The following is a 23,152-nucleotide window of genomic DNA, read 5'->3' as shown; positions in this document are numbered from 1 at the left end:
CGCCTGTTATGGACAAGTGCGCGTATTCTGCAGTAAGTGTTGAGTATAGGTCAGACTTTGCGTCAATGCTGCCTGATCTTGATAAAGTTTGTTCAGCAAGCTAGCGCCATTCCAAAGGTAGTATATCTGCCTTGCTAATAACGCACTGTCACCATTGGGGATTGAGCCATCTTGAATGCCGATGTCTATGCAATCCGCTATCGCTTGAATGGTTTTGTCTGCTCCTTGGCGTAATGCCAAGCGCATTGACTCAGAGAGATCGGAGACTTCTGCACTTAACTTGACCAATAAACATTTGTTCGCATTACACACGTCGTCTTCTACTTTGACCATTTCTTCGAAATAGCTCATTAGGCGTTGGTAGCCACTCAGTTCAGTATTGGTAAAGCGTGCGTTTAAACGCTCAAAATACTTAGTAAAGTAGTCTTGAATCATCGCTTCACCAAATTGTTCTTTGGATTTGAAGTAATGATAAAACGAGCCTTTTGGCACTGCGGCCTTTTTTAATAGCTCTGAAAGACCAACACTCGTGAACCCTCGGTTTACGATCAACTCGTATCCGACGTCGAGAATATGTTGGCGTGTGTCATTCGTCTTTGCGTTCATGAAGTGTACTATAGAATGAATTAGACCAGTCGTCTAGTATTTGTTGTGGGTTATTTAATCAGCTCATACTCAATAACAAAGAGCGTGTCGGTATTTGGGTAGATTTCTCGAATTAACTGCTTGAGTTTTGGTAGTTCGATGGCTTCTTGTTCTGCATGAAACTCATTAATATCTTCAAAGTGAAGTGGTTCTACAGAACGTATCTTGATATCGCAGACTTTACGATCCGTTTCTAAGGTAAAAACTTCGACTTCTGTATTGGGAACGTAATGGCTTTCTGATTCATCTCGAATCGTTATCGTCTTTTTGCCTGACGTGATCAACGGGGTTAAGAGTTCAAAAAAAGTAATCTTGGTTGGATGAGATGGCATGATGTACTCGTTAGTCTGGTTGTTTGGCGTAATTATATACCCAAATACCCCAGAGATTCCTGTCTTACTAGAACGATCGAGCGCGGATGAAACGAATTAACTTGGTACTAAAGTAACCTGAGATAACGCCTATCCAGTTGGTGCTGAGATCATCAAAACTAAATGATCGATTTGGAATAAAAAGTTGGCTTATTTCTTCCATTGAAACGATAGCCAACAGCAGTAGCAAAAGACGAATCCCAAAAATGTCGGTTTTATTCGAGCTCACCAGAGAAGGGAACGTGAAAACCGATAAAAAGCCGATCAATAAACTGAAAGTAAAGTGAAGCGTACTCGATCCGCCTAAGTAGGTTTCCATTTGCAGGTAAGCAGTATGGTGTAGGTCAGAGCTTTTCCACAAAGAGAGTGAAGCGGTTAGCATCAGGACTAAAACAAAACTCGTGCGTGCCAGTATTAAAGCCATAATTAACCTATTGGAAAGAAGCCTAAGTAACGTTTTACAAAGTACAGTGCAGCTAAATTCTGGATAGCCATGCCAATTGCCATTGCCCACGCTGCACCAATCACCCCAAACATTTGGCAAAGCGTAACAAGTAGGCAGATAGACACCGTACCGGAGGAAATTGTAATGTATTTCATGGTTCTCTCATGACCGCTCATTAATAATAAAAACCCTACTGAACCAGTCGCAACATTGACTAACTGCCCCAGAGAAAGGACGACTAATAGTGGCGCCGCGGCGAGAAACTCCTCACCAAAAAACTGCATTACAAACTCGGGGAAGAGGGTGCAAATAATTACGGGTACAATCGCTAAACCAACATTGGCTCGGCACGCCAAGCGGCTCAGGTTCTGCAGTTTGAGCATTTGACGCTCTTTGTAGAGAGAGGCAAACATCGGGGCGACCACAAAGTTAATGGTAATCAGCACGAAGCCAATCAGTAGTGATGTACGTTGGGCTGCGGCTAACAAACCGAGTTCCGCTGTTGAGATAAAAAAGCCCGTAATAACAAGGCTTCCCCATTGAAGAACATTCGTGAAGATACTGCCAACCCAGACTTGCTTGGCAGAAGAGACCATTTTTTTGTTTGGTACGAAAGCCGATGTTTGATATTGATCTGAGCCCAGCCAATTGGCACTAGATATGACCGCGACACCTATGCTCGCTAAAAGCAGTGCGGTCATTAGATTGTTGATATTTTGCTGACCGATATAGTCTAGGGCAAAGACAAAAATGACCATCAACATGCTTACCCCAAGCTGCAACGCAAACAGAGATGATACGACTTTTCTACATGCTTGAAGCACCCGACTGTTGGTTTGCGCAAGCACCAAGAAAGGTATGCAAAGCAAGCATAAAGTAATCGCATACATTGGTGATTGAGTCTGGTTTAGCTGTTCTGGAAACAGATTAAACCCTGCCAACAAAACGCCTATGGCGAGCAAGCAAAATGCCATACTTCGATAAAGTGCGGTTTTATAGTTTTGGCTTTGTTCAAGCTTCTCTTTGTTATTAAAAGCGATCGCATTGTAACGAACTAACGAGACATCAAAACCTAGCTGAGAAACGATAGCGAGTAGCGAGACTAGGTTGAATAAAAAGAAAAATTGACCGGCCGTCGAAGCGTCACTGGTCTTCGATACAATCAGAGTCAGTAAAAAAGCAAATAGCGCACTCAACACACGCGTGATTGCGGTTTTTAATCCAGTAGATAACAAGCTTTTTTTACCGCTGGGCATCAACAGTAATTTTTGTTGAACAGTGTGAAACATAGGGGCATTTAACCGTAAAGTTTATTGAGTGCGAGGCGCTGTTTTTCTTCACTGAAGGCATCGTTTAATTCTGCTGTATATTGGCGAAAATCGATCTCTTCATAATGATTGACACAATGCGCGATCTGCTTGGCCATTTCTTCAGGTGTGAGCGCTAAAAACGGGTAGTTGAGATCTTTGGTTGCGCCGATGGTCCGAATAACCATAGGAAGATGTAACTTGGATGCTTCTAGAATGGTTAACGGCATCCCTTCCCATGCTGCAGTATGTAGATAAAGGTCTGAACCCTTGAGCTTTTCAACTACCTCATCGCGAGGCAGCATGCCCGTTACATCCACATTTTCAGTGCGTAATTTCTGTTCGAGTACGTGGTCACCGCCACCTATCCATGTGATCTCTATCGGGCGGTTAAGCGCATACCGATTAAGGAACTGCAATGTGCTGATAAGAAACTGAGGATCTTTTTGGGGCGCGACACGACCAAGTACAACGAGCTTCAGCGCTTCTTGCTTGTTTCGCTCTATACGATCTTCACTTTGATAAGACACGTAGTTGTTGAGCAGTTCGGCACGTTTCGCACCAATGCTAATGGCTAGGTCACACTCTCGTTGGCTACAGCCTGCAACCACATCAATTTTGCTCAGTTTTACTTTCTCTAGTGCTTTATAGATCTGGCGTGCAAGCTCTGAGATATCTTCACGTTCGAAGGCATAACAGTGCGGTGTGTAAACCAAGCGTGCCTTGCCAAGCTTTAGAAATCGGCCGAGAAATCCTGCTTTACTCGAGTGCAAATGCACGACGTCGGGACCAAGTGATGCAATCATGTGGTTTGCATCGCGAATAAATTGAAGCAAGCCGCCTTCTACCCACTTTGTCTGTACGAAAATGTGGTGGTTGTTCTCATTGGTCAAGTCGTTTTCTCGGGCTCTGGCTAGCAAGAAATGCTGATAAGGCTCGTCTCTGGATGAGTGAACATAACTATAGAGGGCGGTTTGAACGCCACCTCCAAATGCTTCTGTAACATGGAGCACTTTCTTCATGATGATTTTGTCCCTGGTGTTTGCATCCATTTGTGTTTAAAAGCATCACGCTCTTGCTCTGAATAAACGTGGCGATACAAGGGAAGATCGTACATATAGAACAGTTTTGAGAAGTCGTAGTGATTCTTAAAGTGTTGGTGGATATTGGAGTACCACTTGTTTTTCGCTTCGTTGCTGTTTTTCAGTACGAAGTCTTGCAACTCAAGAAACTCACCGATTTCTTTATCAAGAGAACTGAGCTGTTCGCATTTGATTAGCATGACGTTGGCCTGATCGTTCTGGAATGTGAAGAAAGGTTGAGTGTTGTCCAGCTCTTGGCGCATCACATCGATATTGAAATTACGCTTTAACTCGTTGTCGAACCAGTCCGCAAAATAGTTGAGATTGATATAGTTATCAAAGCAATGCTCGAGGTGCTGATACGTGACTTCCATATCTCGGTGAATTGCATCATTCTTTTTGCCTTCGATAAATTGCAAATGGAGGTCTTGAAAGAAACGAGAAAAGACAGTTGCGATTGGATCGCGGACCAGCGTAACGATTTTAATCTGCTCGCGTTTTTGTAAGATACGTTTTCGCTGCTTGAGCACTAAGCGATAGAGTGCGCGGTTTCGGAAGTCGAAGAATTTACTCACGTCTTTTTTATTGTGATACATGTGAAATTCTTCGTGATCATCAAAGGTGTGGATGTGATAGCTCGGGATATTTTTCTCCCCTAGCGTGTGCTCAATTGATGAGGAGCCAACTTTGCCCATTTGGTAAACTAAAACAAAATTATCAGCTTGGAGTTCTCGGTTCTTTTCAAATTGTCGAGAGATTGAATACTTCATCTATCCTATCCTTGATTATTCATATTCGTGGTGATGGTTTACCGGAAAAGTATGAGCAATGGCCCTTGAGTCGTTGCTAATGCTGATCATGACGGGTAATAAGAGTATTAAAATTATGGTGGTGTTTACCGCAACGAAAAACACCATGATGAGGGCGTATATCGCAAGTAATAGGCTTTTTCTGTTTTCATTAAGACTACGGAAGCAAAAGCGAATAAAAAGAAAATAACCACCAAACAGCAGACCGATACCAAGCAATCCGTATTCAATTGCGGTATCTAACACAAAGTTGTGGGTGTAGATCGCCAGCTCATCATAATTAAAGTAACTGATCATAAAGTTGGGTAACATTTTCGCGCCGACACCTAGCACTGGGTGTTGAAGTAAAATATCTAGCCCATTGGCAAGTAAAAGTTTTCTATGAAGATTCGATACCCAGCGGGCTTCACTTTGGTTGGCAAATAAGACGTCTTCTTGGGTTATTTCCAATGTGTCTGCTAGCGTTTCAAACCCAACGTAGAGTGTGGTTGTGACGGCAGTAAACACAATGAAGCTCAAGGCTAATAAAATCGCCCACGTGTACGTTTCGCTGAGCGATTTTCTCATTAAGTTTTTTACGAGCAGTTGGTCAAAGAAGAAAAGCAGACAAAAACCAAGTAGCGCTTTTCTTTCTTGTGACAACACCAGTAATACTAAAGCTACGAGCATCAAAAGGTGAAAAGCGCGAATTTTATCTCGATAAAGGTACAGTAGTGAGCACAGTACACCGAACCCGTATTTACTTACCCCGAGTAACTTAAACCCGCTTTGATAGCCCTGAGCAAAGTGCCATAAGGCAACGAGCGTACAGATGAAAAACAACAGATACGTGAAATAAACCATTACCCGTTCGTCATCAAACACGCCATAGGCGTACATTAGGCTCAGTAGGCACAAAATCGCTAACCATTGCACAGTTTCTATAACTAGCGGCATTAAAGGGACGCGATTTAGCAGACCATTTATGAACACATACCCAGTGAACAATACGAGGAACCCCATACAGGGATGCATGAGTTTTTCAGCTTTTCCTTCCAATACCACTAATGCAGTAAAACCAATGGACAAAAGGCTTGCGATGTCAGATGGGGCTAGCGCTATTCCTCCAGCACGAAACTTCATAGGAATAAAGAACAATGCTAATAGGCATGCTGCAAGCAATGAGGCGCGATGGCTCGATGGCACGGAACTATTTGTTGGCGCAAAGCTGCTGGTAGATTCCATAGTAACCTTCACGAAATTTATCGATGGTGTAGAGAGAGGCCCTATTGACTGAGTATTGACTTGCAGCGTCGTACCGCTCAACACTTTCACACAGTTGGAGCACTTTTTGGCTCAGTTCAGTGGCGTTACCAACTTGAAATAAATATTCGGCACGTCCGGTGACGTCATCCAAACCAGGTACGTCCGACGATAGTACGGGTAAGCCTGCTGCCATTGCCTCAACCGCCGCCAAACCAAAGCCTTCGACGTGCGACGATTGCACGTAAATATCCATGTCGTTCAAAAAGGCTGGAACGTCTGAAACTACGCCATGAAAGTGAACACGTTGCGCGACGTTGATTTTTGTTGCCAATGCTTGCAGTGACGATTTTTTTTCTCCATCTCCCGCAAGGTGGAGTTCGTATCGTCTTGGTAAATGGATAAGTGCTTGGATAAGCGTTTCATGATCTTTATGTTGGTGAAGTCGGCCCACCATGCCAATCTTGATGACTGGTTTGTCGATCAGGTGGCTGGCGCACTTCGGCATCATAGGAAACCTTTTTAAATCAACGCCATTGTGCACCACGTGATATTTATGTTGGTAGCGAGGCATGAACTTCACCAGTTCATCTTGTACTTTTTCACTAATACTGACCGTCAAGTCGTGGCCCCAATACAAGACGTATTCCATGAACTTAAACAGCGGATAGTCACGTCGACGGTTATAAGAACAGTGCTCAGTCTGGATTCGTTTTTTACCTACCGCCAATAGCGCTAGGTAAATGGAAGGGTAGAGGTGCCCGTGAACGACATCCGGCCAACGCAGCAAAGAGAATTTCTCACTCAATGACAAAGTGCGCCAGTTAAAACACTCTATCCCTTGGGCGGATAGCATTGGTAAGTAATCATTTTCATCACACAAGACCAAAATTTTGATTTCGTATTCAGGCTTATGTTCTAAAACAAGGTCGACTAAGAACTTCTGAGCACCGCCGTTCTGAGAAAGATCATTAATAATATGTAGAATCTTGGTTTTCATGATTAATTGGTCAGATATTGCTGTTTAAGGTCGGTGATTTCTGCATTTGAGAAAAAGTGCTTCGTCAATTTAGAATTCAGCATTTCTTCAACGTACTCGGGTGTAGGTTGAAATTGCGTTTTGAATTCTTTCAGTAGTGGCGAGTACCATTTGTTGTCTGATTGATTTTCATAAACAACATCCACGGGGTAACCTAAAAAGTCTTCAACTGCAGAATTAGCCTTCGCTAGCTTGTCACTTCGAATCACCAACAGTGAGAAGTTATTGTTATGGTATGTTTGATAGCCTACTTCGTGATTAAAAGACTCGTTAAACACATCAATCCCTGTTAGTTGTTTGATCTCGTTGTCAAACCACTGCAGCGCATATTGATGATTCATGTGCTTATCAAATGCTTCTTGGAGTAATTGCGGTCGTTCGGTACGTATTGCGCTGTCATCCTTTAGATATTTGTCCGCCATCCAAAAAGGAAGTGCTTGAAAGAACATTGAGACATTTCGTCCGATCGGTTCACGCACCAGCGAGATAATTCGAACTTTTTTCTTGCGCTTTAACATTTGGCTCATCGTTATACGCTTTAGTCGTCGCTTTAACGCATTGATCTGAGGCTTATGCAATTGCGCTCTAACGGGGGATATTTGTTTTTGCGCATCGACGGTCATAAGGTCGTGCAAGTGAATCGAGTCAGGAATGGAATGCTCTAATGCACTCGAACCTACTTTGCCCATTTGATAGATCAATACCGGCTGTTCTTGGCTTTTCAACGTTTGGTACCAAGATAGGTTTACGTTAGTAGGCGTATTTCTGGACATAAAGCGTCTCTCCTTCCTTGGCCTTGGCTTGTGTGATTAAGACGCCAAGAGATGGAACTGAGTGTTGTATTTGTTTAGATAACGCAAGGTTAACCAGTGATGATTTTGTTGATTCTGAGCGAATGACGGTGATCAGACCATTGGCATACTGACCAAGAATAAGTGCGTCACTCACTGACAGTAGGGGTGGTGTATCGATAATGATCCGGTCATACTTATTTTGAAAATGTTCGAGCAACTTTTTAAAGCGATCAGAAGCCAGTAATTCCTGTGGGTTTGGCGGAATTAGGCCGGCCGGTAATACATCTAAGTTGGCTTCTTTTATATGTGTAACACAATCTTTGATTGGCGTATCCATCGTCAGGATATGCGTTAAGCCAGGGCTTGATTCAGCAATACCGAATCGCTTTGCTATGGAAGGTCGACGTAAATCGCAGTCGATGATCAATACCTTTTCCATTTTTGAAAACGACACCGCCATATTGATACTGGTCGATGTTTTTCCTTCTTCTGGAATAGCAGAGGTAAAGGGCAATATCTTTTGCTTCGTGTTGGTTAATCTGAGCAGAAGCGAGGTTCTGACGGAGCGGCAAGCTTCACTAAATAGCTTTTCTTCATCATCTAAATACGCGGTATAACTGACGCCGTTTTTACGCAAATTGCGTTTTTTGACCATAGGAATCACACCTAAACACGTAACACCAAGTTTTTCCTGCACATCGGCTGTGCTTCGGATAACTTCTCGCATCGTTTCTAAGATGATGACTAGAGCGCAAGCAATGGCAAAGCCAAAAAAGGTGGCAATTAGTACCAGTTTGATTCGTTGTGGTGCCACCGGGAATAGAGGAATGATGGCTTTATCAGTAAAGCGAGCAGTGACATTCTTGTAGTCGCTGGTGGCGTTGGTCTCTTTCTCACGATTTAAGAACGCTTCATAGAGTGCCTTATTGGATTCAACCTCGCGTTTTAACTGTTCGTAACGCGCTTTTTGTGACCCTAACGATTGGAAGTCTGACTTTTTGTTATCGAGTTCTGCGCGAAGCATGTCCTCTTGCGCTTTTGCAGCAAGAAGGTCTTGTTGCTTACTGAAGGAAATGTCACGGATGAGTTGCTGGGTTCTAGATTGAATTTCAGCAAGCTGCGCTTTCGCCTGAATCATTCGATCATGTTTAGGTCCGTAGCGCTGTGCCAGTTCAGAGAGATTTTTGGCTGCCTGTGCTTCCGACAATTTTAGATCGCGGATTTGCGCTTGATTAGCGAATTCATCAATTGACAACAAGCTGTCTAAACTTTGCGAAGATTTACGTCGTAACAATTGGATTAACGTCTGCGCTTCAATACGCTTATTAACAGCGATATTCAGCTTGCGAGTGAGTTCTTCTAGCTCATTTGCGTAAATTTCATCAATACCGTTTATATCGATCAACCCTTCTTTTAACAAGAATTCTTGCAGCGCTTGCTCCGAGTTACGTAATCGCTCCTCCAATTTTTGAGAGTTATTTGTCAACCAAGTAGCCGCATTTTGTGTAACGACCAATTTGGCTTCAAAATTTGCGTCAATGTAGGCTTGGCCGACCGCGTTGGCGATTGTCGTCGCAAGCTTAGGATCGGTAGAACGAAAGCGAATTCTGACTAATTGGGTGTTACGTACTGGCTCAATATCGAGTTTACTTCTGAAAGCTTGAAGTGCCTGATAATAGGACTCTGAAAACTGGGCGGTTTCTTTTGGGCTTGGTGCCACATTCAGTAGGTCTTGAACAAAAGGAATCGACTTTATTTGGTCGATTTTTTTATTTAACCCCCCTGAGCTTGTGAATTCAGGTAATTGGGTGAGGTTCAGCTCTCTAATGACCTTATCTGCAATATGATTCGATTTTAAAATGGCGATTTGCGTTTGAAAGTACTCTTTTTTTGTCGTGTCGACGCCATATACTTCCTCGATTGAAAGGGCGCTTTTTTGCTCCTCTTGGATGAGTAGCGTAGCTGTAGCTTGGTATATCGATGCTTTGGAGTAGATATACCAAGTACAAGTTAATGAGAACAGAAGCGTGAATGCTGCGATGCTTAGCCAATTCTTTTTAATCGCTTTGAAGTGATGGCCAAAACGAATCAGTTCTACTTTGTTCATCTGGAGATTATTTGGATGAGTCCCGTTCATTTGATTCCCTGTCACTTAAAAGAAGCTCTGGTCAATAAATACAATGTCACCAGGTTCAACGTTGCGGTGCATACTGACCCCTTCCACCGTTTGACCCGTTTTATGCTTGGTTAGGTTAATGCCTTTGCGTGAGGCTCTGTCGGTCAAGCCGCCTGCTAGAGCGATGGCCTTCTCTATGGTTAATCCTGGACGGTACTCAAATCCACCAGGCTTCCTGACTTCGCCATTAACGTAAAACAGACGAAAATTATTGATGGTGACCATCACTTTTGGATTGATGAGATAATCGCCTTTTAAGCCCGTTTCTATTTCGTACTTGAGTTGTTTTGGTGTTTTTTTGATTGCTTTAATTCGGCCAAGGTAGGGGTAATCAAAGTAGCCATCTGACGTTATTAGAATATTTTTAATCGTAAGATCTTCTTCACCATAGACCTGCACGGAAATGGTATCGCCAGTATCGAGTAAGTAATCTTCCTCGTTTGAGTCAGCGTTGACCAAAGTGCTAAATAGCAACAACGCTACACTCATGAATTTGATGAATGCCTTCATTAATAATCCTTTTTACAGAGAAAACTGTGCGCTTAAAGTCCAAATATTTTGTTCGAAGCTATAATCCGATCGGCTAGAGTTTTTATCTTGGTATTGCCAATCGGCTTGCAGCTGTATCCAACGTTTGATCTGATAATCGATACCAAAAGATAGAGTGTACCGATCGTCGTTTCTGGAGATTCCCGTGTAATCATCTTGTTGATAAACAGCACCTAAGCGAGTTGCAAGGTAACTATTCCAATCGTGCTTCAGGTTCAGTCGGTAACGAGTTTGTAGGTTGTAATCGCCATCTTGATCGGGGTTAACCGCCGCTTGAGTGGTTTTCACGCTGACTAGAGTTTGTTCTTGAGGCAACCATTCAAAGCCGATATCCCAACTAAAGCCTTTAAATGTCTCTCGTTGAGCGCTGTCAAAATCTTTGATTTGATAACCGAGTCGAGCGATGCCTTTGGTTTTTCCCGTGACTTCCCATTCGGCACCGGTGTAATAGAAACTGGTGTTGTTATCTTTCGATGGCTGCGCAGAATTTCGGTGCTGATACTCGGTTACGATTTGGTTTGTTCCGACTAACCAATAGGTTCTTGGCGTCGCTCTTAAATAGAACTCCAAATGTGCATTGGGAGCTCGAAAATCGTTGTATTTAGTTTTAGCGTTTGGGCGCCCAGGCAAGCCGTCACGATAGTTTTGATAGGTTTTATCACTATAGCCTAAACCGAATTCGAGTCTGCCTTTGGCACCGTTAGATCCAAAGACATAATTGGTTTTTACATCGTTACGGTTGAACTCTATTGGTGAGTCGATTGCGCTACCATTACCTTCGGTAATATCTTCTCCTCGAACTTCATGCTGGGCGCGAAAACGGTAATCAACCACTAAACGATGACGATGATTAAATTCGAAAAAGTTGGAAAACTGAAAAGTGTGGTCGTCGAAGTCGTTGCGATCGTCAGATGAAAAGCCAGCTTTTAACTTATATAAAATATCTGCGCGATAGCGATTCCGTTCTATACGTGCTAGTAAGCTTGGTTCTATACCCCAAATATTGACCGATTCTACATTGCCGGATTTTTCCGCTTTATTGATGTTGTCATCTCCCTCGTAGAAAATTTTTACGAGGGGAATCAACTCTATACCAGACTCGGTTTGGTAAGCCATCGGTTCTGCGAGCAAGTCAGTAGAAAACAGACTCAATGCTATTGCCATTGTCAGTTTCTTCATAATCTCAACCTTAGTAAGCGTTAGCACCAGTGAAGCCTTTGAAAACGGTCATAAAGATGATTTTGATGTCCATCCAAACCGACCAATGGTGGATGTAATCCAAATCAAACTCGACTCTCTTTTCCATTTTTTCTAAGGTGTCGGTTTCGCCGCGATAACCATTAATCTGTGCCCAGCCAGTAATGCCTGGTTTTACTTTGTGACGTAGCATGTATCGGTCAACAATCTGGCGATACTCTTCATTGTGCGCCACGGCATGAGGGCGTGGACCAACAATAGACATGGTCCCTTGCAGGACATTGATAAATTGAGGCAGTTCGTCCAAAGAGGTGCGACGTAGAAATCCGCCAAAAGGCGTAATACGAGGATCGTTCTTTGTCGCCTGTTTCACGTTGGAACCTTGATCCATGGTTGTCATTGAACGGAACTTCCAGACTTCAATCTTGCGTCCATCAAGACCGTACCGATGTTGTTTAAAGATGACAGGGCCTTTAGACGTTGCCTTAATGACAATCGCAATGACGAATAGAATAGGGGCGATTAAGACCAAAATAATGCTCGAAAACAAGATGTCTTCAAACCGTTTTACCCAAGAAGAAATTCCAGCAAAAGGTGTATCAAAGACACTTAGTGTTTGAACTTGGCCGATCTGCGCCCAACGAGAATGTAAAAGGTTATAAGTGAAGAAGTCGGGAATCAGATACGTATTTGCGGTGGTATCTGAGAATTGGTTAAGAAGTGACGCAATGCGCTCTTTTGCGTGCATTGGCATCGCGATATAGACGTAATCTACTTCCCCTTTTTTAGCTCGCTCAAGGGCGTGGTCAACAGCTCCTTTAATAGGATAATCAGAATTTGGCAATCTGTCGGAAGATCGTTCGTCGTAAAAGCCATCAAAAAGCACGCCGTGTTCTGTGTGGTTTTGAATTTCGTTAGCTAGGGTAATGCCGTGAGGAGTTTGGCCGATGATGATTGCAGTGCGAGTGTTGAATCCTTTTTTTCTCAAATAGGCTAATCCGGTACGGAATGTTACTCGCCATGCCAAAAGCAGAGCGGGCGTAATCGCAAACCACAGCGCTAAAATTGTGTTATCAAATAAGGTATGGACTTCAGAAAAATACAGCACAACAAAGATAAGTGCAGAAGTCACCGCCCAAGCAACACAGACAATAAACATCTGCTCTTTAAACGAACTGGTTCGCCAAGAGCGATACAGATTGCCGCTTTCTGCCATAAATAGAAAGGAGATGCCTCCAACGAAAGCCAATATGACGTAATCTTTCCCCATCGCAGTATTCATGTCTTTGAACACTAAAAGCAGCATAAAAGAGACGATGACAGCAAGATCTGAGATGCGATATAAAAAAGCGAACTCCATCTCATGAGAGCGGATAAGTCCTTTTTGTTTCATGACTCAGTTTCCCTTCTGACACGCTACCGCCCTTGGGTGTCTTCCCCAATTGCCGTGTCGTGAACGTTATTAGTAGTTGGTGCACAGAGCATTCTGTGGAATGCTGCTGAGTTTTTGTCACGTGTAATTTCGTTGATAAGTGTAAAAATTTGCTTTGTTGAGGTAAGTGGAAATAAGAATGATATTTAGCCCTTTGGCTAAGTTTGGCGGGTTAGGAAAAAGCTGGTACTTACTTATGAGGAATGAGGAAAAGTATTAAAAATGAAGTATCAGTACAAAGACAATGGTTTATGTGAGGGTAGAAGAAACGGGTGATTTGATTCGTTAACGATTAATGATTTAGTATCGAATTGCTGATATTTATTAAGATAAAAAAATCCCTCTCACTTGAGAGGGATTTTTTTGAGTAAGGACGAATGAACTATTCGACTTCTACGCCGTTTTCTTTGTATAGGCGGCGGCATGCGCGACCATCACTGTGGAACAGGTGACAACGATGAGCTGGAATACCGATCTCGATTTTATCGCCAGTGTCGACTGCAAGCGTGTCAGGCTGACGGAAAATAACGTCGGCGTCCGCGCCTTCTAGATTTAGGTATACTTGAGTTTCGTTACCTAGCTTCTCAACAATCATCACTTCACCGTGAATACTTGCATCAGCTTCAGAAGCGGATAATAGGTGCTCAGGGCGAATGCCTAAAGACATTCGGTCGCCGCGGTTAACTGTTGTACCATCCACCGGAATCCAGAAAGATACGCCGTTAGATAGTTGAACTTTGACGCGCTCTGCTTCTACTTCATCAATGAATACGCTCATGAAGTTCATTTTAGGAGAACCGATAAAGCCAGCTACAAAGCGGTTTTGTGGGTAATGGTAAAGCTCAAGCGGCTTACCAACTTGCGATACATAACCGCCGTCTAGTACAACGATTTTATCTGCCATTGTCATCGCTTCTACCTGATCGTGCGTTACGTAGATCATGGTACAACCAAGTTGGCGCTGAAGTTTCGTGATTTGTGCACGCATGTTTACACGCAGTGCCGCATCCAAGTTTGATAGTGGCTCGTCTAGAAGGAATACATTTGGCTGCGATACCAATGTTCGGCCAATCGCCACACGTTGACGCTGTCCACCAGAAAGTGCTTTTGGTTGGCGCTCAAGCAAGTGGCCTAGTTGTAGGATTTCTGCTGCTTGTTCAACACGCTTGTCGATTTCTGCTTTGTCTGCTTTTGCTAGTTTCAAGCCAAATGACATGTTGTCATATAAGTTAAGGTGCGGGTAAAGAGCGTAAGACTGGAATACCATACCAACACCACGTTTGGATGGTTCGACGTCATTCATGCGCTGGTCACCAATATACAAATCACCTGAAGTAATGTCTTCAAGACCGGCAATACAACGTAAAAGGGTAGATTTACCACAACCTGATGGACCTACGAAAACAACAAATTCACCTTCGTTGATTGTTAGGTCTACGTTCTTAGAAATCAGTACGTCGCCATACGCTTTACAAACATTTTTTAACGTGACACTCGCCATGTAGCTCGTCCTCGATCAATTTTTTATTATTCACCGCTCATCATTATATGAATTATCTAGCGAGCAGTAACAGTAGGAATCGGTAAGTTATTGCGGTTGGTAAGAAAAGTAGGGTAGCACTTCAATAAAATGTCCTGAATAGAAGTGCTACCCATCATAGCCAAGTACGAGTTTCTCTCCCCCACATTATTCGTATTGTCTCCCCCGTGAAATAATTACCACAAACAACACTAATAATGACATTCCACTCGTCTGGCAATGCAAAACCAGCAAATCTTTTTCCTAATACGTAGGCACTGCTGGGAAAGGGTTCTTACCATCCACTCTTGGATGACTGCAGTTTCTAAGATTGTGCGTAGTGCGACATCCTCCTAATAGAAATAATTGTAGGGGGAGTAGAAAGGGAGGAGTAAAAAAGGAGGAGGAAGAAAGCAGTTGGTCGGAAATCACATTATTGCACCACCTAAAGTTGAAACCGATCACAGGAACTATCCATTTTGTGATTTGAGTCTCTTACCCTTGGCGATTTAGATCACGAAAATACGTCATAATTGTAAGGGCGTAGGGATTAGGAGGATGAGACATATTGGATTATTTCAGATGATATATGTCGAAATACGGCTGAACCTCAATGGACTAGCCCTACATCAAAAATATAAAAAGGATACGAACATGAAAAAGTTAAGCGCTGTAGCACTAGGTACTCTTGTTGCTTTGGGTTCTTTTGGTGCTAATGCTGCCATCGAAGAAGGACAACTTACTATCTGGATCAACGGTGATAAAGGCTACAACGGCCTTGCTGAAGTTGGTAAGAAATTTGAAGAAGACACAGGCATTAAAGTGACTGTGGCTCACCCAGATGGCCTTCAAGACAAATTCCCTCAAACTGCAGCGACTGGCGACGGTCCTGATATCGTATTCTGGGCTCACGACCGTTTCGGTGGTTACGCAGAAGCTGGCCTGCTAGCAGAAATTAAACCTTCTAAGAATATTCAAGAAGGTATCGTTGATTTCGCTTGGGATGCAGTACGTTACGACGGCAAATTGATCGGCTATCCAGTTGCGGTTGAGTCTCTATCTCTAATCTACAACAAAGACCTAGTTCCAAACCCACCAAAGTCTTGGGAAGAGGTTGCAGCATTAGATGCAAAACTTAAAAAAGACGGCAAGTCTGCAATCATGTGGAACCTAAAAGAACCGTACTTCACTTGGCCATTAATGGCGGCTGATGGCGGCTACGCGTTCAAATACACTTCTGAAGGTTACGATGTTAAAGACGCTGGTATCGCGAAAGAAGGCGTTAAAGACGCAATGAGCTTCGTAAAAGGCTTAGTTGATAAAGGCGTAATCTCTGCGGATATGGATTACTCAGTGTCTGAGTCTGCGTTCAACCAAGGCAAAACAGCGATGACGATCAACGGTCCATGGTCTTGGGGCAACATTGAGAAGTCTGGCGTTAACTACGGCGTGACTACGCTACCTAAGTTCCAAGGTCAATCTTCTAAGCCATTCGTTGGTGTTCTAACGGCTGGTATCAGCACTGCGTCTCCAAACAAAGACCTAGCGGTTGAGTTCATTGAGAACTACCTACTAACAAACGACGGCCTACGCATGGTTAACAACGATAAGCCTCTAGGTGCGGTAGCGCTTAACTCGTTCCAACGTGAACTAGATTCAGATACTCGTATCGCTGCGACTATGGATAACGCGATGAACGGCGAAATCATGCCAAATATCCCTCAAATGAACGCATTCTGGGGTGCGGCTAAGAACGCAATCATCAACGTAGTTGACGGTCGTCAAACTGTCGATGCAGCTCTTGCAGATGCAGAAAAACAAATGACTAAATAATTAAGTAAGACCTTTTTAAGGAGGAGGCAACTCCTCCTTACTTTTCTATATTTATTCTATATTCGCTAGCAGGTTCCCTATGCAGTCAGTTCAAGGTACAAATGCTATGACAGCACCAGAAGCCAGCCTTCCGAGCAGCAAAAAAGTGTTCATGAAATGGTCACTTTTAGGCACAGTCGGCATCATCAATGGCTACGCAACAATCCTTATGTATTCTCGCGGTGAGATTGCGTTTGCACTACTTACGCTCATTCTTACCGCTTTAGCGTTGTTCATCTTTGGTAGCAAAAAGACGTACGCACACCGTTACATCTACCCTGGTATAGCAGGGATGATCCTTTTCATTCTTTTTCCTTTGGCGTACACCATAGGTTTGGCGTTTACCAACTATAGCGCGAAAAACCAACTCTCTTTTGATCGCGCTCAGAACGTACTTTTGGACCGAACTTACCAAAGTGGTGATAGCTACCCGTTCACTTTGTATAAAACGGAGCAAGGCCATCAACTTGTGGTTGAAAAAGATGGTGAGCTACTTGCAAGCCCGACTTTTCAGCTTGATAACCTTTCAGCATCGGAGTTTGATCTTTCACCAATTGAAGAAGTAACGGGTGAAAAAGAATCAATCAAGGCGATTGTTAAGAACCGCAGTGCGTTGAGCAGTGTCGATTTACATTTGCCAAGTGGTGATGATATCCGCATGAGTGGGCTGCGCAAATTTGCTGCAGTTGTGCCTTTGTACACATTACAAGAAGATGGTGAAACGCTTTACAACAACCGGACTGAAGAAACGCTACGTCCAAATATGGAAGTAGGTTACTACCAGCCTGTCGATGAAAACGGTCAATTTGTTGGTAGCACAGTGTCACCAGGTTTCGTGGTGAACATTGGTACCCACAATTTTGAGCGTGTTTGGAAAGATGATGGTATCAAAGAGCCGTTTATCAGTATCTTTATCTGGACCATTGTTTTCTCTGCGCTAACCGTATTGTTTACGCTTGTTATTGGTCTTGTCCTTGCCAGTGTGGTTCAGTGGGAAGCACTTAAAGGTCGCTCAGTTTACCGTTTGTTGCTAATCCTGCCTTATGCAGTTCCGGCGTTTATTTCTATCTTGATCTTTAAAGGTTTGTTTAACCAAAGCTTTGGTGAGATCAACATGTTGTTGGAAGGCTTGTTCGGCATTAGCCCGGCTTGGTTCTCTGATCCGTTCATGGCGAAAACCATGATCTTAATTGTGAACACTTGGCTTGGTTTCCCTTACATGATGATTTTGTGTATGGGCTTACTAAAAGCGATTCCAGACGATTTATATGAAGCATCAGCAATTGATGGTGCGAACTTTGTCACGAACTTTACACGTATCACACTACCAATGATGTTGAAGCCATTAACACCATTGTTGATCGCGAGTTTTGCATTTAACTTCAACAACTTCGTACTTATCCAGTTGTTGACTGGCGGTGGTCCAAACATGATTGGTACATCAGAGCCTGCGGGTTACACCGACCTGCTAGTAAGTTACACCTACCGAATCGCATTCGAAGGTGCTGGCGGTCAAGACTTCGGTCTAGCAAGTGCGGTAGCAACGCTTATCTTCCTATTGGTTGGCGCATTGGCACTTATCAACCTACGCGTAACTAAAGTAGCTCAGGACTAAGGAGAAATTACAATGGCAATGGTACAAGGTAAGTCATTAAAGTATCGTGTTTGGGCTACTCATATTGCAATGTGGGCATTCTTGGCACTGATTATTTTCCCTTTACTGATGATCATCGCGATTTCATTCCGTGAAGGTAACTTTGCAACGGGTAGCCTGATCCCAGACAACCCAACACTTGATCACTGGAAATTGGCATTAGGTTTCTCGGTGACTAATCCAGACGGTACAGTTACACCGCCACCATTCCCAGTAATGACATGGTTGTGGAACTCGGTAAAAGTGGGTGGTATTTCTGCAATCCTAATCGTGGCGCTATCAACCACATCGGCTTACGCGTTTGCTCGTATGAAGTTCAAAGGTAAGAACACCATTCTTAAAGCGATGATGATCTTCCAGATGTTCCCTGCGGTGTTGGCACTGGTTGCTCTGTACGCGTTGTTCGACAAACTGGGTCAGTACATTCCTTTCCTTGGTCTGAACACGCATGGCGGTCTGATCTTCGCTTACTTAGGTGGTATCGCACTGCACGTTTGGACCATTAAAGGCTACTTCGAAAGTATTGACTCGTCTCTAGAAGAAGCGGCGGCTCTTGATGGTGCTACACCATGGCAAGCATTCCGTTTGGTATTGCTGCCACTGTCTGTGCCAATCCTAGCGGTAGTCTTCATATTGTCGTTCATCATGGTAATTGGTGAAGTTCCTGTAGCGTCACTACTGCTTTCTGATGTAGACTCGTACACACTTGCAGTGGGTATGCAGCAATACCTATATCCACAAAACTACTTGTGGGGTGACTTTGCCGCAGCTGCTGTACTTTCAGCAGTGCCAATCACTGCCGTATTCTTACTTGCGCAGCGCTGGTTGGTTGGTGGTCTAACCGCTGGTGGTGTGAAAGGATAATCTCTTGTGGTCTGAGATTGATAAGAATAACTAGAAAAGGGCGACCACATGGTCGCCCTTATACTTAGCACGGATATTACAATTTTGGTTTGGCCGCCGATCAGTAATATCTTGGCTTTTATTGGCGTTACGCATAGCTGGCTGTTAGCTTAGTTCCTTACGATTCAATCACTAACAGTTTTTGTAACCATAACCTGAGTTTAGACTCAGGTTTTTTTATGCCTGTTAAAGGCAATTGTGCAATAAGTAGATAGAGATTAGCGGCTTTGCAATGGATTACACAGGGCTTGAATAATGCCCTGCGTAGCACTTCACATAAATAACTAGAGCTTAGTAAAAAGCTAAATTGAGGTAGGGAAGGAAGAGATTAAAACTCTCGGCTGGAAGGTGCGCATCCAACGTATTGAAGCAGCGTGTACAAACTTTCTTGCTGCAGTGCGACGCGACGAAATAGATTAGCAAAGGTAACGTCACCGCCAAAGCAAGTTTGAATGTAATGATTAATTTCTGTTTCGTTATACCCCTCGACGTACATGGTTCTCACCCACTGGTACTCGACCGCTTTTAAATTGGTCAACGTCTCTTCACTTAAGGTCGTTTCTTTTAGTCTCAAGATCCAAACTCTATCCAACTCTAAAATAATGGATGGATTTAAGCAAAGCTAGGTGAAGGATTTATGACAGAGAAGGGCGAGCGTGAAACAAATGGCAAAACCATGATGTTGCTCCACACTCTGGGTCTGGGTAACGTTGAGGTACTTAATAGTGTTCTTAACGGATGCCAGTTACTTGAGATATTTAACGTGTGCTTCCATTTCTTCCCCAATCTCTTTACGCATGTTCATAAGACGGATCGCGGATTGCTCTAAGGCTTTGTCTTCATCTGACTCTGGAATCCATTTCGGTACATCGGTTGGTTTTCCGTTTTCATCTACAGCAACCATGATAACGATACAGTGAGTGGTGAGTCTGTTTTTCATTTGCTTTGGATCACTGGCTTGCACGTCAATCGCAATGTGCATTGAGCTTCGTCCGGTATAAATGACTTTCGCGCTAACTTCGACTAAGTTGCCGACATGAATCGGCGCAACAAACCGAATGCCGCCAGCATATGCGGTAATGCAATATTTACCACTCCACGCTGCAGAGCAGGCGTACGCTGCCAAGTCGATCCATTTCATTACGGCGCCGCCGTGCACTTTTCCGCCAAAATTTACGTCGCTGGGTTCTGCTAAAAAGCGAAGGGTAATGTCTCTTTGACCACTGCTCATCTGTCTTTCCTTGATGGGTTATTGTTTTCCCAATTTAGCAGCAAGATGAATTTTCGGGAATAGCGAATGAAACAAAATTTTAACTTTTATTCGAACGCTGGAAGTGACAAGCCACAGCGTAGTTCTGTGGCTTGGGGTGTAGATGTTAATTGGCGGTAGAGGCAATCTCAGAATTGGATAATGGTTTTCTCTGTCTTACTTTTACTTGCGACAGGATAACGCCAGAGATGACTAACAACCCACCAATAATGTGGTAAGCGTAAATTTTCTCACCAATTAGTGTTGAAGCAAGTATGACGGAAACCACAGGCATTAGGTTCATGAACATAGCACTTGAATCAGCACCAATTGAATCAATCGCTTTGACCCACATCAGCGGCGCGAAAATGGAAGCAGCAATACCAGCATAAGCGATTAATGGTAGCGCATCTTGGCTTGGTAACAGTTGCTCACTAGAGAGCCAAAGTGGTGTGAGCATCAAAACAGAAAAGAAGCCCTGCATGTAAACCAGAGTTAAACTACTGAATGGCATTTTCCAGCGTTTTAGCAGAACACAATAAGCCGCGTATACCATGGCAGCAACGAGCATTAAGCTGTCACCTTGCGTTAAGTCTTGATGTAAAAAGTAAGTGATATCACCGTGACCAAGCATAAATGCCAAGCCGCCGAGCGAAATGACACCACCGACGATACTTAACATTGATATAGATTTACCGAGTAATGGGACACTTAAAAACACACTGAGCAAAGGAACTAAAGAGGTGATCAGAGCCATATTAGAGGCCGTTGTTGTTAAACCGGCATAGTATCCAAGTGACTGGTTGAGAACCATACCAAGTAACGCAAGAAACGCCAACTTAGCTAAGTAAGGTCGAATAATGTGTCGTTGTTTGATGATTGCAGGCAGGCAAAATGGCGTTAGGAGTACCATTGCGACAAACCAACGGTAGAAACTCATCGCACTTGGTTCAATGGCGCTCGCAGCCATCTTGTTCACAATTGAGTTACCACCCCAAATCATAACGGTGAAAAACGGAAGTAAATAAATCATGAGAACCCTATAGCACAATTATTGATGGCGCTAGTCTGGCAGGTCTTTATAATAAAAAGTATCTCTTAAAAGACATCGTAAGCGATAGGAAGACAATTTTGAAAAAGAGCGCCAGAAATCTTCACCCCTCCTTATCAATCGATCGTGCGCCATCAGATGTATTTATGAATTTCGAAGCGTTTCTCTCTAATACAGAAACACGAATTCATAGCCACCCTTGGGGGCAAGTGCAACTGATCAGCGGTGGGATTCTGGAGATGGATGCAGAAGACACAAGATTTCTAGCACCTCCACATCTTGCTATTTGGGTTCCCGCCGGAATTCGTCACACTAGCTACAACCGTAAGCCAATCGAATATTGTTCTTTGAACATTGCCCCTGAATTGACAGCGCATTTTCCTACCAAAACGAGCTTGATCAAAGTGACTCCAATCGTGTCATCTATTATTGAGGACTTTCGTCAGCGAGACATTAACGTGGCGCAAACTGATGAAGACAAGCGCTTGGTACAAGTGTTATTGGACCAGCTTGCAAAGCAAGAAGTCGAACATCACTTTTTACCGACTACCGACAATAAGTATCTTGAACCGATTTTAAAAGCAGTAGAAGAATCGCCGACGGATGAGATCAGTTTGGCGGAGTGGGCGGCAAAAGTGCATACCACAGAACGCACGTTAGCGAGACATTGCCAGAGTGAATTAGGAATGAGCTTTACTGAGTGGCGCTTACGTGTACGTTATTTGCATTCTATGGAGTTGCTGCGTAAAGGGCAGACCGTAAAAGAAGTCGCTCTGACGTTAGGTTATAACCAAGCTAGCCCTTTTATCGCGATGTTCAAGAAATACTCCGGCATGACACCGGAGCAATACAAGAATCGATTGTTATAGCTGAGCGATTATGTAATTCAAACCACCCACCACGGCTGCAACCTGTGCATCGTTACATTCTTCGTCGGTCACCGTTGGGCTGTCTGGGTACACTTCCGTTGTCGTGCCGTAAACGCAATTTGTTACGCCGCCACACAGGCCCAGTTTTACCATTGGGTAGTTGATAACGCCAAACTGTACGACGGGTGAACCAATGATTTCGCCGTTTTCATCTGCTGGTGCAATGTGAGTCACTTTTGCAACTGACTCAATGACCGCTTTTTGGAAGTCAGGCTGAGGGTTTTCACTATCTCCCACCGTGTAAAAGCCATCTGGGGTCATACCTTCAATGTACTCAATACCATCACGAGCAGCTAAGGCTGGACGGAACTCAGTTTCGTCAGAATCTGTCGTTTCATGTAGATCAATGTGCATTAACACATCGCCTAAAGTTGCAACGAGCTTCATGAGGTTAGCGGACTCTTCGGCAGGGCTATCCTTATAGAAAGAGCGGTTTGGATCAATCGCGTTTGGATTCCAGCGGTTGATCACCTCGTAACCCCAAGGGCTTACGCAGGGTGCAACGACAATATTGAAATGCTCTGCATAGCGCTCTGCTTCTGTTTCTACAAACTTTAATGCGCCATGTACACCGCTGGTTTCGTAACCGTGCACGCCGCCTGTGACCAACACAGCAGGTTTAGTTGAATCCCAATTGCGTGTTTTGATACAAAACAGAGGGAAGCGTGCCTCGTTGTATGAGAGCGCACCATATTGTTCAACATCAAAACGCTCGCGTAGGGCATCGATTTTACTGACGACTTCATCTTGGTAGCTACGTTTTACTTCTTGCGTTGCTAACCAAGCTTTACGTTCTTCTTCGTTCCAAGGTTGGCCAGGAGTACCGATCGGGTAAATGTATCCACTTTTCATCTATACTTTTTCTTTTGACTGCTGAAAGGTATCAC

22 protein-coding genes are annotated in these 23,152 nt (G+C 43.7%); 4 read left to right on the top strand and 18 right to left on the bottom strand.

Annotation, left to right across the window (positions count from 1 at the left end; translation table 11 throughout):
- Positions 1-6 precede the first annotated feature (6 nt).
- The 14 genes from R7P74_RS05560 to malK all read right to left on the bottom strand — a co-directional run bounded on the left by R7P74_RS05560 (position 7) and on the right by malK (position 14,589).
- Positions 7-606, bottom strand: coding sequence for a TetR/AcrR family transcriptional regulator (locus tag R7P74_RS05560; protein ID WP_005385858.1), 600 nt, complete (start codon positions 604-606; stop codon positions 7-9).
- A 50-nt stretch (positions 607-656) separates the two neighbouring features.
- A complete protein-coding gene (gene yqfB, locus R7P74_RS05555) occupies positions 657-977 on the bottom strand; it encodes a N(4)-acetylcytidine aminohydrolase (RefSeq protein WP_318056224.1) in 321 nt (106 codons plus the stop codon).
- Positions 978-1,044: 67 nt separating this feature from the next.
- Positions 1,045-1,440, bottom strand: a complete 396-nt coding sequence (locus tag R7P74_RS05550) for a VanZ family protein (RefSeq protein ID WP_318122729.1) — start codon at positions 1,438-1,440, stop codon at positions 1,045-1,047.
- 2 nt (positions 1,441-1,442) lie between these two features.
- Positions 1,443-2,750 carry an oligosaccharide flippase family protein gene (locus R7P74_RS05545; RefSeq protein ID WP_213893291.1) on the bottom strand — a complete coding sequence of 436 codons (1,308 nt, stop codon included), beginning with the start codon at positions 2,748-2,750 and terminating at the stop codon, positions 1,443-1,445.
- A gap of 8 nt (positions 2,751-2,758) precedes the next feature.
- A complete protein-coding gene (locus R7P74_RS05540; RefSeq protein WP_017821257.1) occupies positions 2,759-3,790 on the bottom strand; it encodes a glycosyltransferase family 4 protein in 1,032 nt (343 codons plus the stop codon).
- The gene (locus R7P74_RS05535) at positions 3,787-4,620 is read right to left on the bottom strand and encodes a putative capsular polysaccharide synthesis family protein (RefSeq protein WP_005375258.1); all 834 of its coding nucleotides are present in this window, start codon (positions 4,618-4,620) and stop codon (positions 3,787-3,789) included. Before R7P74_RS05535 ends, R7P74_RS05540 begins: the two co-directional genes overlap by 4 nt.
- A gap of 15 nt (positions 4,621-4,635) precedes the next feature.
- Complete coding sequence (locus tag R7P74_RS05530) at positions 4,636-5,883, bottom strand: O-antigen ligase family protein (RefSeq protein WP_318075649.1); 1,248 nt, start codon at positions 5,881-5,883, stop codon at positions 4,636-4,638.
- Positions 5,849-6,901, bottom strand: coding sequence for a glycosyltransferase (locus tag R7P74_RS05525; protein ID WP_047102584.1), 1,053 nt, complete (start codon positions 6,899-6,901; stop codon positions 5,849-5,851). The genes R7P74_RS05530 and R7P74_RS05525 overlap by 35 nt, the downstream gene beginning before the upstream one ends.
- Positions 6,902-6,903: 2 nt before the next feature.
- The gene (locus R7P74_RS05520; protein ID WP_047102585.1) at positions 6,904-7,713 is read right to left on the bottom strand and encodes a putative capsular polysaccharide synthesis family protein; all 810 of its coding nucleotides are present in this window, start codon (positions 7,711-7,713) and stop codon (positions 6,904-6,906) included.
- Positions 7,691-9,871 carry a GumC family protein gene (locus tag R7P74_RS05515; protein ID WP_171342490.1) on the bottom strand — a complete coding sequence of 727 codons (2,181 nt, stop codon included), beginning with the start codon at positions 9,869-9,871 and terminating at the stop codon, positions 7,691-7,693. The genes R7P74_RS05520 and R7P74_RS05515 overlap by 23 nt, the downstream gene beginning before the upstream one ends.
- Before the next feature lie 15 nt (positions 9,872-9,886).
- A complete protein-coding gene (locus R7P74_RS05510) occupies positions 9,887-10,420 on the bottom strand; it encodes a polysaccharide biosynthesis/export family protein (RefSeq protein ID WP_203345609.1) in 534 nt (177 codons plus the stop codon).
- 12 nt (positions 10,421-10,432) lie between these two features.
- A complete protein-coding gene (locus R7P74_RS05505; RefSeq protein WP_203345610.1) occupies positions 10,433-11,638 on the bottom strand; it encodes an outer membrane beta-barrel protein in 1,206 nt (401 codons plus the stop codon).
- A 10-nt stretch (positions 11,639-11,648) separates the two neighbouring features.
- Entirely contained in the window at positions 11,649-13,049 is a 1,401-nt protein-coding gene (locus R7P74_RS05500; protein WP_104980111.1) for an undecaprenyl-phosphate glucose phosphotransferase, read from the bottom strand.
- A gap of 421 nt (positions 13,050-13,470) precedes the next feature.
- Positions 13,471-14,589 (bottom strand): maltose/maltodextrin ABC transporter ATP-binding protein MalK, encoded by a 1,119-nt coding sequence (gene malK, locus R7P74_RS05495; protein ID WP_005375271.1) that lies wholly within the window; start codon positions 14,587-14,589, stop codon positions 13,471-13,473.
- A gap of 672 nt (positions 14,590-15,261) precedes the next feature.
- Between malK and malE the strand changes: the two genes are divergently transcribed.
- From malE to malG, 3 genes are all read left to right on the top strand, one after another.
- Complete coding sequence (malE, locus tag R7P74_RS05490; RefSeq protein ID WP_005375272.1) at positions 15,262-16,440, top strand: maltose/maltodextrin ABC transporter substrate-binding protein MalE; 1,179 nt, start codon at positions 15,262-15,264, stop codon at positions 16,438-16,440.
- A gap of 79 nt (positions 16,441-16,519) precedes the next feature.
- A complete protein-coding gene (gene malF / locus R7P74_RS05485; protein WP_005375273.1) occupies positions 16,520-18,094 on the top strand; it encodes a maltose ABC transporter permease MalF in 1,575 nt (524 codons plus the stop codon).
- 12 nt (positions 18,095-18,106) lie between these two features.
- Entirely contained in the window at positions 18,107-18,997 is an 891-nt protein-coding gene (malG, locus tag R7P74_RS05480; RefSeq protein WP_005375275.1) for a maltose ABC transporter permease MalG, read from the top strand.
- 367 nt (positions 18,998-19,364) lie between these two features.
- On the opposite strand, the gene R7P74_RS05475 is transcribed toward malG, so the two are convergent.
- The 3 genes from R7P74_RS05475 to R7P74_RS05465 all read right to left on the bottom strand — a co-directional run bounded on the left by R7P74_RS05475 (position 19,365) and on the right by R7P74_RS05465 (position 21,318).
- A complete protein-coding gene (locus R7P74_RS05475; protein WP_005375277.1) occupies positions 19,365-19,610 on the bottom strand; it encodes a hypothetical protein in 246 nt (81 codons plus the stop codon).
- Positions 19,611-19,781: 171 nt separating this feature from the next.
- Positions 19,782-20,267, bottom strand: a complete 486-nt coding sequence (locus tag R7P74_RS05470) for an acyl-CoA thioesterase (RefSeq protein WP_005375279.1) — start codon at positions 20,265-20,267, stop codon at positions 19,782-19,784.
- A 145-nt stretch (positions 20,268-20,412) separates the two neighbouring features.
- Positions 20,413-21,318, bottom strand: a complete 906-nt coding sequence (locus R7P74_RS05465; protein WP_149191610.1) for a DMT family transporter — start codon at positions 21,316-21,318, stop codon at positions 20,413-20,415.
- A 98-nt stretch (positions 21,319-21,416) separates the two neighbouring features.
- On the opposite strand from R7P74_RS05465, the gene R7P74_RS05460 reads away from it, so the two are divergent.
- Positions 21,417-22,205, top strand: coding sequence for an AraC family transcriptional regulator (locus R7P74_RS05460; protein ID WP_005385013.1), 789 nt, complete (start codon positions 21,417-21,419; stop codon positions 22,203-22,205).
- On the opposite strand, the gene R7P74_RS05455 is transcribed toward R7P74_RS05460, so the two are convergent.
- Positions 22,200-23,117 carry a M14 family metallopeptidase gene (locus R7P74_RS05455; RefSeq protein ID WP_318122728.1) on the bottom strand — a complete coding sequence of 306 codons (918 nt, stop codon included), beginning with the start codon at positions 23,115-23,117 and terminating at the stop codon, positions 22,200-22,202. The genes R7P74_RS05460 and R7P74_RS05455 overlap by 6 nt on opposite strands.
- Positions 23,118-23,152 lie beyond the last annotated feature (35 nt).

The organism is Vibrio sp. 2033 (genome assembly GCF_033339735.1).
Note: the sequence above shows the minus strand (reverse complement) of the source record. Positions and strands in the feature narration are given on the sequence as shown.

Bases quoted from the DNA above. Each gene is read 5' to 3' on its own strand.
- R7P74_RS05560 (WP_005385858.1), bottom strand. From the start codon at position 606: ATGAACGCAAAGACGAATGACACACGCCAACATATTCTCGACGTCGGA.
- yqfB (WP_318056224.1), bottom strand. From the start codon at position 977: ATGCCATCTCATCCAACCAAGATTACTTTTTTTGAACTCTTAACCCCG.
- R7P74_RS05550 (WP_318122729.1), bottom strand. From the start codon at position 1,440: ATGGCTTTAATACTGGCACGCACGAGTTTTGTTTTAGTCCTGATGCTA.
- R7P74_RS05545 (WP_213893291.1), bottom strand. From the start codon at position 2,750: ATGTTTCACACTGTTCAACAAAAATTACTGTTGATGCCCAGCGGTAAA.
- R7P74_RS05540 (WP_017821257.1), bottom strand. From the start codon at position 3,790: ATGAAGAAAGTGCTCCATGTTACAGAAGCATTTGGAGGTGGCGTTCAA.
- R7P74_RS05535 (WP_005375258.1), bottom strand. From the start codon at position 4,620: ATGAAGTATTCAATCTCTCGACAATTTGAAAAGAACCGAGAACTCCAA.
- R7P74_RS05530 (WP_318075649.1), bottom strand. From the start codon at position 5,883: ATGGAATCTACCAGCAGCTTTGCGCCAACAAATAGTTCCGTGCCATCG.
- R7P74_RS05525 (WP_047102584.1), bottom strand. From the start codon at position 6,901: ATGAAAACCAAGATTCTACATATTATTAATGATCTTTCTCAGAACGGC.
- R7P74_RS05520 (WP_047102585.1), bottom strand. From the start codon at position 7,713: ATGTCCAGAAATACGCCTACTAACGTAAACCTATCTTGGTACCAAACG.
- R7P74_RS05515 (WP_171342490.1), bottom strand. From the start codon at position 9,871: ATGAACGGGACTCATCCAAATAATCTCCAGATGAACAAAGTAGAACTG.
- R7P74_RS05510 (WP_203345609.1), bottom strand. From the start codon at position 10,420: ATGAAGGCATTCATCAAATTCATGAGTGTAGCGTTGTTGCTATTTAGC.
- R7P74_RS05505 (WP_203345610.1), bottom strand. From the start codon at position 11,638: ATGAAGAAACTGACAATGGCAATAGCATTGAGTCTGTTTTCTACTGAC.
- R7P74_RS05500 (WP_104980111.1), bottom strand. From the start codon at position 13,049: ATGAAACAAAAAGGACTTATCCGCTCTCATGAGATGGAGTTCGCTTTT.
- malK (WP_005375271.1), bottom strand. From the start codon at position 14,589: ATGGCGAGTGTCACGTTAAAAAATGTTTGTAAAGCGTATGGCGACGTA.
- malE (WP_005375272.1), top strand. From the start codon at position 15,262: ATGAAAAAGTTAAGCGCTGTAGCACTAGGTACTCTTGTTGCTTTGGGT.
- malF (WP_005375273.1), top strand. From the start codon at position 16,520: ATGCAGTCAGTTCAAGGTACAAATGCTATGACAGCACCAGAAGCCAGC.
- malG (WP_005375275.1), top strand. From the start codon at position 18,107: ATGGCAATGGTACAAGGTAAGTCATTAAAGTATCGTGTTTGGGCTACT.
- R7P74_RS05470 (WP_005375279.1), bottom strand. From the start codon at position 20,267: ATGAGCAGTGGTCAAAGAGACATTACCCTTCGCTTTTTAGCAGAACCC.
- R7P74_RS05465 (WP_149191610.1), bottom strand. From the start codon at position 21,318: ATGATTTATTTACTTCCGTTTTTCACCGTTATGATTTGGGGTGGTAAC.
- R7P74_RS05455 (WP_318122728.1), bottom strand. From the start codon at position 23,117: ATGAAAAGTGGATACATTTACCCGATCGGTACTCCTGGCCAACCTTGG.